Source organism: Streptomyces sp. NPDC127190 (genome assembly GCF_042672505.1).
Taxonomy (GTDB): Bacteria; Actinomycetota; Actinomycetes; order Streptomycetales; family Streptomycetaceae; genus Streptomyces.
In genome coordinates this window covers 14,877-25,289 of the sequence record NZ_JBHXVE010000051.1, presented here as the reverse complement: position 1 = coordinate 25,289, position 10,413 = coordinate 14,877, and the positions used below count along the sequence as shown (strand labels likewise).

Annotated in this window: 13 protein-coding genes and 1 pseudogene; 4 read left to right on the top strand and 10 right to left on the bottom strand. The window is 68.5% G+C overall.

What is annotated here, in order from left to right; translation table 11 throughout:
• Window positions 1–350: 350 nt before the first annotated feature.
• The 4 genes from ACFVIU_RS38495 to ACFVIU_RS38480 form a co-directional block, all read right to left on the bottom strand.
• A complete protein-coding gene (locus ACFVIU_RS38495) occupies window positions 351–587 on the bottom strand; it encodes a hypothetical protein (RefSeq protein ID WP_385848404.1) in 237 nt (78 codons plus the stop codon).
• A 65-nt stretch (window positions 588–652) separates the two neighbouring features.
• The gene (locus ACFVIU_RS38490) at window positions 653–1,243 is read right to left on the bottom strand and encodes a hypothetical protein (RefSeq protein WP_385848403.1); all 591 of its coding nucleotides are present in this window, start codon (window positions 1,241–1,243) and stop codon (window positions 653–655) included.
• Window positions 1,244–1,470: 227 nt separating this feature from the next.
• On the bottom strand, window positions 1,471–1,821 hold the full coding sequence (locus ACFVIU_RS38485; protein WP_385848401.1) for a DUF6415 family natural product biosynthesis protein: 351 nt from the start codon (window positions 1,819–1,821) through the stop codon (window positions 1,471–1,473).
• Window positions 1,818–2,222, bottom strand: coding sequence for a hypothetical protein (locus ACFVIU_RS38480; protein WP_385848400.1), 405 nt, complete (start codon window positions 2,220–2,222; stop codon window positions 1,818–1,820). The genes ACFVIU_RS38485 and ACFVIU_RS38480 overlap by 4 nt, the downstream gene beginning before the upstream one ends.
• Window positions 2,223–2,810: 588 nt before the next feature.
• On the opposite strand from ACFVIU_RS38480, the gene ACFVIU_RS38475 reads away from it, so the two are divergent.
• Window positions 2,811–3,128: an Imm51 family immunity protein gene (locus tag ACFVIU_RS38475; protein ID WP_385848399.1), complete on the top strand. Its 318-nt coding sequence runs from the start codon at window positions 2,811–2,813 to the stop codon at window positions 3,126–3,128.
• 25 nt (window positions 3,129–3,153) lie between these two features.
• Here ACFVIU_RS38475 and ACFVIU_RS38470 read toward each other — a convergent pair.
• From ACFVIU_RS38470 to ACFVIU_RS38460, 3 genes and pseudogenes are all read right to left on the bottom strand, one after another.
• Window positions 3,154–4,269: pseudogene (locus tag ACFVIU_RS38470) on the bottom strand (IS630 family transposase).
• Between the two features lie 91 nt (window positions 4,270–4,360).
• Window positions 4,361–5,548: a helix-turn-helix domain-containing protein gene (locus ACFVIU_RS38465; RefSeq protein ID WP_385848397.1), complete on the bottom strand. Its 1,188-nt coding sequence runs from the start codon at window positions 5,546–5,548 to the stop codon at window positions 4,361–4,363.
• 93 nt (window positions 5,549–5,641) lie between these two features.
• Complete coding sequence (locus tag ACFVIU_RS38460) at window positions 5,642–6,280, bottom strand: HAD family hydrolase (RefSeq protein WP_385848396.1); 639 nt, start codon at window positions 6,278–6,280, stop codon at window positions 5,642–5,644.
• 248 nt (window positions 6,281–6,528) lie between these two features.
• On the opposite strand from ACFVIU_RS38460, the gene ACFVIU_RS38455 reads away from it, so the two are divergent.
• Window positions 6,529–6,936 (top strand): DUF6233 domain-containing protein, encoded by a 408-nt coding sequence (locus ACFVIU_RS38455; protein WP_385848395.1) that lies wholly within the window; start codon window positions 6,529–6,531, stop codon window positions 6,934–6,936.
• 481 nt (window positions 6,937–7,417) lie between these two features.
• Here the strand turns inward: ACFVIU_RS38455 and ACFVIU_RS38450 are convergent, their stop codons facing one another.
• On the bottom strand, window positions 7,418–7,615 hold the full coding sequence (locus ACFVIU_RS38450; RefSeq protein ID WP_385848393.1) for a hypothetical protein: 198 nt from the start codon (window positions 7,613–7,615) through the stop codon (window positions 7,418–7,420).
• A 121-nt stretch (window positions 7,616–7,736) separates the two neighbouring features.
• Here ACFVIU_RS38450 and ACFVIU_RS38445 point away from each other — a divergent pair, with 121 nt between their 5' ends.
• On the top strand, window positions 7,737–8,123 hold the full coding sequence (locus ACFVIU_RS38445) for a hypothetical protein (RefSeq protein WP_385848391.1): 387 nt from the start codon (window positions 7,737–7,739) through the stop codon (window positions 8,121–8,123).
• Between the two features lie 62 nt (window positions 8,124–8,185).
• Here the strand turns inward: ACFVIU_RS38445 and ACFVIU_RS38440 are convergent, their stop codons facing one another.
• Together ACFVIU_RS38440 and ACFVIU_RS38435 are read right to left on the bottom strand one after the other, a co-directional pair.
• A complete protein-coding gene (locus ACFVIU_RS38440; RefSeq protein ID WP_385848390.1) occupies window positions 8,186–8,620 on the bottom strand; it encodes a hypothetical protein in 435 nt (144 codons plus the stop codon).
• 325 nt (window positions 8,621–8,945) lie between these two features.
• Complete coding sequence (locus tag ACFVIU_RS38435; RefSeq protein WP_385848389.1) at window positions 8,946–9,575, bottom strand: peptidase inhibitor family I36 protein; 630 nt, start codon at window positions 9,573–9,575, stop codon at window positions 8,946–8,948.
• 448 nt (window positions 9,576–10,023) lie between these two features.
• Here ACFVIU_RS38435 and ACFVIU_RS38430 point away from each other — a divergent pair, with 448 nt between their 5' ends.
• Window positions 10,024–10,293 carry a DUF3761 domain-containing protein gene (locus tag ACFVIU_RS38430; RefSeq protein ID WP_385848388.1) on the top strand — a complete coding sequence of 90 codons (270 nt, stop codon included), beginning with the start codon at window positions 10,024–10,026 and terminating at the stop codon, window positions 10,291–10,293.
• Window positions 10,294–10,413: the final 120 nt, after the last annotated feature.

Here is a 10,413-nt window from a genome sequence, read left to right as displayed (position 1 = left end):
CGGTTCCCACTGCTGAAGATTCTGACCCGTCCGGCCCAGCAGGCCGCCGACACCTACAACCGCATAGTCGTCGACACTCTGGGGTTGAAGGGCCTACTACTAACCTGGGCATTCGTGCTGCGCAGTTTCTTCTGGTTGCCCTTGACGATCAGGATGTAGTGGGCGCCCCGGACGAGAAGGTACTCGGCGTGCTCGCGCTGGGTGGGCATCGCGTCGCTGGTGACTCCTCGGAGTTCGTAGGGTCGGTGGGCGGCCCCGGGCTGCGCGAGAGGTGCCCGTCTTCGGGGACCGGGAGGAAGGCCTCCTGGGACGGATTCGTCTCGCGAGTGGGGCTGTGAGCACGCCGGGCCCTACATCAGCCGGGCGATATGGGGTGGGAGAAACAAGTCGCGAGTGCAGTGCTGCGCCCACTCCTCGGCCGCCTCGGGACGACGGGCGTACATGGGACATACGTTGCAGTGGCGGCTGTGCGGCTCGGGCACGTCATCGGGATGCACAGCGACGATGTGCTTGGCGATGAGCACCTGTTCACTGAAACAGCCAGCCGGTGCGTGCATCGCTGTCGCCAGGCTGAGCAGTAGCTGCATGCATTTCGCGCACCCGAACATGAACGGTGGAGGGACAGGCAGCTGCTAGCCGTCCTCGGCGTCCACTACTCGCTGCCCTCGCCAGGCAACTGGTCGGCGGATTCGCGGCTCGATGGTACGAGTCGGAGCAGCACCTCGCCCGGGTGTCGAGCAGGGCCACACGTGGGGCTGTGGATGTAGCTGTTGTGCGACGAAGCGTCGCCCATCCAGTGCAGGGGCATGACGCGGGGGCTGGAGACGTCCACCGACATGTGACAGCGGATGCAGACGACGTCCCGGCTGCTCGTCGCCGCTTCAAGCGCCTGCCCGTGTGCCTCGCCGAGGGGGACGGCGGTCTCGCACCGCGGACCGGCCAGGCACGCCGGGCACGCCTCGACGTGCTGGAACCACGCGACGTAGGTGGTGACCTTCGCGGCCCTCGCCTTGAGGCAGCGGTCACAGGTGCGCGGCGGCCAGTCGGTCATGCCCTTCAGGAAGCGCAGTTCAACCGGGGCCGTGGCCAGACACCACATGCACTGCTCGCCCTTGCGCTGGGGCAGGCTCATCTCGCCGGGCGCGGGCATCTCGTGGATCAGAATGAGCTGGCTGACCCTGTCCGGCAGCTCATCGTCCCGATCACTCTGCGGCTCGGTGGACTGCGACGGGTGCGAATCCATTTGTTCCTCTTTCGTGAACCCCGCCCCGCCGGCGCCTTGCGGGACACCGGCAGGACGGGCCCGCCTCACCGGCCCCTTCGGAGACCGGCGAGACGGGGTCTGCGGGGTGCGGCCCTGACCCGGAGCGGCCGCCATGGGGGTGCGTCAGTTCACAGTCCGCGCCAGCACCAGAGCGAGGACGGGAGCGGTCACCACGGCCACGTACAGCAGCAGGCCGAAGACGCCTTTCACGCCTGCGCGCCCAGGTTCTCCACATGGATGCACAAGGAGCTGACAGAGCGGGCAAGACGTTGAGCATGCGCGATCCCAGCGGGCAGCGTGCCCTTCGGCTCCACGTCGAGGCGGCGCCTGGCCTCACCGATGCAGGCGAGCGCCGCCGCACGCAGTGCCGTCTCCTCGCAGCCCCCGGCGGCCGTCTCCACCTCCGGGATGAGGACCATGAGATGCCCCCGCAGTCGCAGGGTGAGCGTCTCCAGTTCCTCGGGCAGGGGCGGCTCGGCGTCCTCGGCGAGCAGGCGGTCGACAGCGGCCCGCATCGTCTCCAGGTCGAGGGGCAGCGTCCGCTCCGCGGCCGTCATGCCTCGTCCTCGCTGCCCAGGACGCCGCCCACCATCACGAGGGCGAGCACATCGGCCGGCCGGCACAAGGCACCGACGAAGGCGACCGGCACGGCCCAGTACGAGGACAGCGTGCGGCCGTCGAACGCGGTGAAGTCGATAGGCGGCACGCCGAGGTAGGTGCCGGTGCCCAGGCACTCGACGACCGGAGACACCCAGCCGGCAGTAGTACCCGGCGGCACGAGCGCGTAGTAGCGGCGCCCGCGCGGGTCATGCACCACCGGACCGCCCGCCAGGTAGTCGGTGAGCCGCGCGCGCACAACGGCAGGCTCCTCACTGCCGGCCGCAGCATGCACGATGGCGTCAGGTAGACGCACCGCGTCGAAGCGCACGCCCAGGGGGATCAGCGCGAGCTTCGCCACACTGCTCCACTCCTGACGCACCACACTCGGCGTGGGATGAGCGGAAGCCAGCCACTTCACGACGGCGTAGCCAGGTGGCACTGCGGTGGGGGATGTGCGGGCCCCTCCTGGGGCCGTAGTCTTGGTCATGTCGACGCTCCCTCGCTGGTTTGAGCGTTGGCCACTCCCGGGGCCGTGTCAGCGGTCGCCGGGTCTTGCGTGGCGCTTGCTGTGGGCAGGGCCTTCCGCACCGCCTCGCGTCGGCAGCCGCAACTGCGGACCTGCCAGACGCGCGCGGCACCGCGGACGACTACTTCGCCCGACGCGTGCAGGGGCCTGTTCACGGCTCCGCAGTCGAAGCACGCCTCGCCGTGAAGACGGACGATGCTCACTCGACGGTCGACAACCGTGGGAGTGAGCGAGCGTGCCTCCTGCATCTCCGTGCCCATCTGTGTGCCTGCGCGTGCACAAATGGTGAGGGTGCGGAAACGTCAGAAGTACCCCAGCCAGGGGTACCTAGTGCTGTGACCGGAAAGGTTCGCCGGGTTAGGTGCGGACGAGCAGTTTGACTGGGCTGGGCAGTCTGAATGCCCGGGGGGAGATCGCGGCGTGACTATCACCCTGCATGACTTTGATGGTGAGCACTCGCTGACCCTCGATGCCGGCGACCTGGCCGCTGATGCGGCAGTGGTTGCCGCCGGACACGAGCCGAACGGGTACTTCTGGGAGAGCTTTGTGCAGTTCGCCTGGCCGGATCTTGCTGAGCGCCTCGACTTCGACAGCGAGGGCGGCATGTTCTGTGCGCTCGGGAGCTTGAGTGACCTCACGCAGCTCAAGACTGCCGTTGAGCTTGTGATCTCGAGCCCCAGCGCGGTTCGCGAGCTTGTTGCCCGTGCGGAGACGGCAGGCGTTGAGTTCGACGACTGATGCTGTGCCCAGCAGGTCTACCCGTTCAGGCCGCAAGCTGGAGAGATCTGCCGCCCCAACGGATGTGTTTCTCGCTACGGATACGTGCGCGTTCGCATCGTTGGGCGGCGAGGGCGTCCGGGTGGCGGGCGTTCTCGTTGCGCCAGCGCAGGTAGGCATACAGGGCGCGGGTCTGGACGGTGTGGGGGGTTCGAGTTGGCGAGAGTGAACTGCCGCAGGGGCCCGAAGTGGGCCTCGATCGGATTGGCCCAGGACGCATAGGTCGGGGTGAAACAGAGCTCGACCTTGTTCCGGTCGGCCCAGCGGCGGATTCGCCGGTTCAGATGCGCGGACAGGTTGTCGAGGATCACGTAGATCGGGGCGCCGTCCGGGCGGGCCGCGCGGATCGACCGCAGTGCCGCCCAGGTGTGGTCGATGCCCTTGCGGCGAGGGCAACTCCCGAAAGCCGGTCGTCGCCGACCGAGTAGCAGCAGTGGAAGTAGGTGATGCCGTGGGTGCGTCGGTAGGTCGCCGGCAGCCGGTCCGGATCCGACCGAGGAGCCCAGCACGCTCCTGCGATCGGACGGACGCCGAGCGGGCCGAACTCGTCCAGGGCGAAGGTCCGGTCCGGCCGCTCGGTGAGCGCGGACTCGATCTGGTCGAGCTTGGCGCCGAAGTCCGGGTCCGGGGACTCCTTCCAGGTCATGGTGCGTTGGAAGGAGATTCCGCGGCGGAGCAGTAAGCAGCGCAGGGGCTCCCGGCCGATCCTCACCGGACGGGCGATGTTGCGCCGCAGATGCTCGGCGAGCTTGCGGATTGACCAGCGGGTGAAGGGCTTGCCCAGCACGGTGGGCCGGGTGGTGGCCGCCTCGATGACGAAGTCCTCGTCCTCAATGCTCAGCAGGCGGGGACGGCCTCCCGCCCACCGAGGGTCCAGACAGGCCAGCCCCACCTCGTTGAACCGGTGGATCACGTCCCGAACGGTGTCCTCGTCGGCCTTGACCAGCTGCGCGATCACTGGGACCGGGCTGCCGCCCGACGAGGCCAGCAGCATCATCGCCCGCCGGAACCGCACCGAACTGGTGCTTCCCCGCCGGACGATCCGCTGCAGCTTCTGCCCCTCCTGCTCTGTAAGCCGGCGAACCCTAACCGGTGATGCCATACCCGCCCCCTTGCCGAATGCCGTCACTGGCACTCAGCACAACGAGCAACCCGGCAAAGGTTCGCGGTCACAGCACTAGGGAAGGGACAGATCACGTGGCGGAACACCACTCCGCGAACGCGGTCAGCGTTTCGGAGTCCGCTCGCCGCAGGCGCCGCAAGGTGGATGCGTCCTCTCGTACCCACCGGTGGTCTCGCGTGTGCTGAGGTGCGATCTTCCTGGCGACTTTCAGTGACTCGAACGCCCCATCCGGCATACCGGCCCAGAGCTGGGCCCGCGCCAGCTCGATGTAGAAGCCGGACCGGCGTTCGGCCGGCAGGCTAGCGGGGGGCTTCCACTCGTGCGTAACGGCCAGAGCATCACCGATGTGATCGCCACCAAGGCTGACCGCAACCGACACCTGGTGGATCCTCACGGAGTCGGGTCCGAACGCGGTGCCGTAGTACACACCCTCCTTGACAAGCTTGGCGAGGCGCTCAGCCTCACCGAGGTGCTCGACCGCGGCGTCCGAGTCCTGGGCGCGGCCAGCGATGACGGCGGCCCTCATGTGCAGCGCTCCGCGGACAGCTCGCTCTGCGGCCATCGACGGCGCCGGCGCGGCGTCGACGGCCTGCTGTAGAGCTCGCAGGCCGGCGGCGTGCGCGCGCGCAGCGAAGAAGGTCTCGGTACGGACGTAGGCGACCGACGCGGACAGCAACGGATCGCCGCCCTCCGGCGCAGCCCATCGCATGAGTTCCACAAGGCGGGCCGACAGGTCGTGCGCCCCCAACTTGTAGGCGGCTGCGTCGGCGGAGCGGTAGGCGCTGACCAGGAGTCGGGCCAGTGCAGCCCGGTCAGCCCCGTTCGCCCCCTGGTAAGCGCGGGCCAGCTCTGCGAGAAGACCGGGAAGGTCACGGACGATGCGCGTGTACTGGGCGCCGAGCCTCCAGCGTTCTGCCATGTCCACCACAGACCGCAGGTCGGCCATTGGGCGCACCGGACCGTCCTCAGGACAGTCATAGGCAGCGATTGCTGCCGATAGCGCCGGGAGGCCCTCTCTCGCCTGCGAATGAGCGGGGCCGCGGTCGTGTCGCAGGCGGGACGGATCAACGCCGAGCGCGTCGGCGATGGCCTGGAGTGTTTCGTCGGTGACACCGCGTTCCCCGCGCTCAAGCTTGCGGATCGTACCCAGGGACACGCAGGCAGCGGTAGCCAGCGCAGCCTGAGTCATCTTTGGGCGGACGACGCTTCGGTAGTAGGCGATCCGCCGGCCTACTCCCCCGTCGGTGTTGGCGGGCATAGTGTCTCCGTTCGGGCATCCGCACAAAACGGTACTCGCGTCGAACACCGCGCGTACTCGATGCATCAACTCGGACGGCTTACACAGCTGTTGTCACCCCACGATGCTGATCAAGTCCATGAGCCCACTGACGCGCCAGTCCGCGGCAGCAACCGTTTCAGGCGCGTCTGCCCAGAGGTTCCCCCACGGGCCGCGCCGCAGGTGCGCCGTCCGCAGCCCGGCCGCCTTCGCCGGGTGCACGTCGTTGGCCGGGTGGTCGCCTACGTACACAGTGCGGTCGGCTGGCGCCTCGGCGACCTCGAGGACCTTCTGAAAAAACTCCGGCTGAGGCTTGGCCACGCCCCACTCGCCTGACGTGACGATCAGGTCTGCGGGCAAGGCCAGCGCGCGAAGCAGGTCCCCGGCGCGGGCGGTCTGATTTCCTGCAACGACCACTCGGATGCCAGCCTCACGGAGGGCTCCCAGCGCCGGACGGACGTCGTCGTACAGGTCGGTCTCATCCAGGCGCTCGCCGCAGCCGGCCGCCTCCCGCGCACGATATTCAGCCGCGACGTCGATGTCGGGACGTAGAAGCCTGAGAGCCTCCGCATTGTCCTGGCCTCGGGCCACGACGGCACCGACAAGCGCGGACAGGGTGTGGCGAGGGACCTGGAGCCAGTCAGCCCAGGCAGCCCAGTAGCGGTCATCCCGGGTGAGCGTCTCGCCGACATCGAACACGATGGTCTCAATCACCCGGCGAGCTTATGGCCTCCCACGGATGCATTTGAAATCGAACACATGATTGGATTTGGCCATGAGTCCGATTCCCGACGACTTCGCACCAACGCAAGAGGCATGCCACGACACCTACCGGGAGCTGGCCGTACGGCCGCGCACCGCCCTCCGCCGACGGCTCACCCATCGGTCGTCGGAAGCGCTGTTCCACCCGTACGTGCAGGGCCAGCGGTCGGCGGGCTGGGCAGCCCTTCATGGTGCCCGGCATGTCCGAACTTCCTCCTGACCCGTCGCGGCTCCGGGCGATCCTGGTGCACCTCGAGCGGCAGATCGCGGAGACCGACGCGGTCGGCATCTACCTGCGGCTCCAGCGGGACGCCGTCCGAAGAGCCCTTGCCCGGGCCGAGCGTCCGCCTCAGCAGTCCCGGCTGCGGCGCAAGCCAGAGGGGGGTGGCCCACTGCCGGACTCGGCCCTGCCCGCCTACGTCATAGAGCAGAAGCGGACTCCGCACGGACCTGAGCCGGCCGTCGTCCACCTGGCTGACTGTTCGATGATCCAGGGCGCGGCCCACCGGATCCGGGCCGACGAGGCGCGGGCCGCGCTCACCGACCCGGCCATCACTGCGTGTGATTTCTGCCGGCCGGACACCGAGCTGGGCATGGACCTGGCATGAGCATCAGGTGCCGAACTGCCCGCGCGGTGGGCCGGCCGTACATTCGGACGCATGACCGCGGTGCCCAGACGCATCGCCCCTCAACGGACCGGGCTGCCGCCGCTCTGCTGCTCGGCTGCTCCCCGAATCAGGTCGGCTACTGCGCGCGCTGCCTGGGGCTGACCTGCCGCTACGGGCCCAACGCCCCCCGCTGTGCCGGGCCTGCCGCGCAGCCGACGCCGCCAAGGGCTCTCGGGCTGATCGTTGCCGGTCAGCCCAAGGCTGGCACCTGTCCGAACGCGGCGACGTCCTTCCTCGCGGAGACGTACGAACCGGGCGGGATGCCTCCAGACCCCACGCTCATGAGGTGATGACCCGTACGCCTTCCCACTCATGTCCGGGCCCTGACAGAGTCAGCCGCTCGGCCACAAGGTGCGCCGCCGGGACACCACGGAAGCGGTGATCGGCGCGGTCACCGGGACCGTGCGCCGCGGGACAATACTCAGGCGGGCACGCCGGAGCGGGCCGCGAGGCCTCGCAGCTCCGGCGTGGTGCGGCCCGAGACGAGGAGACCGCTCAGCATGGCCTTCACAGCGGGGCGCGCGTGGGTCTCTTCGAGAGCCAGGCGTTCGGCTTCCAGAAGCGCGCCGATGCACTCGTCCCGGCGTTCCCAGCGTGCGTAGGCGGTCGCCCGGTCCATGAAATAGAGGGCCTGGCGCTCGACGGTGGGCAGGAGCTTCGGGTCGAGGGCGTCGGCCGCGGCGATGGCGGCTGACGGATCTCCGGCCTTGTACTCGGCGCTGATGAGATGCAGTGGGACCGTGGCGGGATTGAAGCCGCCCGCGGTGCCCCGCAGGTGTGCCGAGAGTCCTGGCGATGGCGGCGGCTCCGGCGGTGAGCTGCCGCATGCCCTGCTGGTCGCCCTGGTAGGCGACGGTGTAGGCGGTGCACTGGATGAGCAGCCCTCGCTGCGCAGCACCGGCGGCTCCGGCCTCGCCGAGGGCGGGGTCGTCTGCGGCGTTGAGGGCGAGGGCGAGGGCCTGGTCGCGCCATCCGGCCTGGCCGGCGAGGACAGCCTGCTGGCGGGCGGTCCGGAACTTCCACACGTCCCGTTCAGGACCCTGCGGTCGTCCAGCCGCTTCCGGCCCCGCAACGACTCGGGCAGCAACGGCCGGACGAACTCCCACTCGGCATCCGACAGTTCATGACGACGTATCACGACACCATGATCCACCAGGCAAGATCACTTGAAGACACCACCTAGTTGGCCTTACGGCGCATTCGACGGAGGTGCAGAGCGCTGCTGGGATCCCCAGATGCAGCCCTGCATCATCGCCGTGGTGACCTTGCCCTTGAAGCCTGCTGCCGGCGTCAGCCGGTCCTGGCACCAGAGATAGACGTCGTCCGCCATGCCGGATCCCGGGTTCTCCCCTTGCTTGGCGAGAGCGGCGGCGAAGTCGTAGCCGCGCTTGTATTGGGCGTCCGCAATCGAGCCGGGCTCGTATGGATTCCCGTAGATGATGGGACGCGACGGGTCGGAGGCGCCACCTCGAGGCATGAACATGGCGATCAGCAGCACAGCAGGCAGGCCAACCAAGACCGAGGCGAACAGCCAGCCCATCTTCTGGGACGTCTTCTTGCCGACCGCATAGGACAGCATCGCCAGCGGGATGGCCAGAAAGAACGCCAGGAACGGGATGATCACTGCACCACCAGCCACAGGTCAGGCCCCCCTCTTCGCGGCTCAGCGGCGCCATGGTACGCCCCGTGATCGGACACGGAGGCGCGGGGTGTGTGGTGCTCGGCGACGCGTGGCTGCCGAACACCACCGGCCGGGTGTTGCGCTCACTGGCCAACGAAAGCGCTCAGTCACACGTACGGGCAACTGCAAGCCCATGCAGTCGACAGCGGTTCGGCCCGGAGCCCCCATCCACGGTTGCGGGCCGGACCACTCGTGTACGACGGCCCAGCAATGCTTCTGGGCGGGACCGGGCGCCTCGGGGACGCCCGGCCTCAGGACCCGCTGACTCTTAGTCGATCTTCACGAGGTGGACCTGGTCGTTGAAGGATCCATACCGCCCCGCCGAAATGCCCTCGGTTGGGAGGATGGTGCACAGGACGGACCGATAGAAGGTGGCCGTGTAGTTGGTGGCGTTGTAGAAGCCGTAGCCCCAGGCGTCATCAGCGGCGGAGTAGCATCGGTTGGTGTAAGGGGGCGCGATCTGCCAGCGCTTGCCGGTGAAGTCCTTGTTCTCGTAGATGCAGACGTGGCCGATGTCGCAGACCGGCGCGACGCGGAAGGACTTGGCACGGTCGCTGATCTTGGGCGCGCTGTTCTTATAGCGCAGGAGGGCGTAGGGCTGGCCCTGGCAGGAGTCGTTGTCGAAGGCTTCGAGCTGGCTGACTTCGCTTCGGTTGTTCACGATGGCCGCTGGCCGGGACGATGTGCCGTCCGGCCACCCGACGTTGGCCTTGTAGCACTGGTGTGGACTGAGGACGACCTCCTTCTTGATGCCCTGGTAGTCAGGCTCGGAATAGAAGCAGTACTTCCCCTCAGAGCAGCCGTGCACGTCGGCATCGGCGGCCTGGGCGGGAACGGCGTACAGGGCTGCGGCAGACAGGCTGAGCGCGGTAGCGAAGCGCGCAATGTTCTTGATCACAGCTCCGATAATCGAGACACCGGACTGATCTGAGGCCAAGTCGCCGGACTGTCACCCAAACGGATCATCACCTTCCGGCCACCCTCCCGAATAGCGCGCCCGCGGAATACTGCCTCTTCACCAGTTGGACGGCGATGCCCAGGCCGATGAGTACCGGGTGCGGGTACGCGCCCCCGAGCACGTACGGCCGGTCGACGGTGTTTCCTACGACGTGGTGCCCACCGAGCGGCTGCCGCCGCCGTCGCCGGTGCGCAAGGCGCTGGCACCGCGCAGGCCCGCCGGGGGGGGCCGAAACTAGGCCCCCGCGGGCCCGGCGGCGCCCTCGCCCTCTGAGCGTCACGTCGTACCCCCCTCGCGGTGCGCGACCGTTTAATCCCAAACACGCCCATACGCGTTGCAGGCTGGATAGAGTCCCCCCGTATTCGCTCGACTTCAAGGGGGGTCCCTTTTGCGCGCTCGTCTTGCCGCCTCGGCCATGGCCATCGCCGTCGCAGGCGTCTTCTTCAGCGCACCCGCCGCGTCCGCGGCGACGCTGCCGTCCACCAACACCGCCCACCACTGCGTCCACCACACCACCGGGGTATGCGGCTGGACACACAGCAAGAAGCCCAGCAACAAGTACGAGACCGCGAAGTGCAAGGACGCCTCGCTCTCGTACTCACGCCACTCCCAGGGCACCTGCTCCCACCACCACGGCGTCCGCTACTGGTTCAAGTAACCCCCCACCGCCACCGCGGGGGCGCCCCCCCCGGGGGGGGGGGGCGGGCCCCCCCGCCCCCACACCCCCCCCCCCCCCCCCCACAGGCCCCCCCACACGCGCCACCAAACCCCGCCGGGA

Coding starts and splice junctions, on each gene's coding strand:
- ACFVIU_RS38495 (WP_385848404.1), bottom strand. CDS start 587: ATGCAGCTACTGCTCAGCCTGGCGACAGCGATGCACGCACCGGCTGGC.
- ACFVIU_RS38490 (WP_385848403.1), bottom strand. CDS start 1,243: ATGGATTCGCACCCGTCGCAGTCCACCGAGCCGCAGAGTGATCGGGAC.
- ACFVIU_RS38485 (WP_385848401.1), bottom strand. CDS start 1,821: ATGACGGCCGCGGAGCGGACGCTGCCCCTCGACCTGGAGACGATGCGG.
- ACFVIU_RS38465 (WP_385848397.1), bottom strand. CDS start 5,548: ATGCCCGCCAACACCGACGGGGGAGTAGGCCGGCGGATCGCCTACTAC.
- ACFVIU_RS38455 (WP_385848395.1), top strand. CDS start 6,529: ATGTCCGAACTTCCTCCTGACCCGTCGCGGCTCCGGGCGATCCTGGTG.
- ACFVIU_RS38450 (WP_385848393.1), bottom strand. CDS start 7,615: ATGGACCGGGCGACCGCCTACGCACGCTGGGAACGCCGGGACGAGTGC.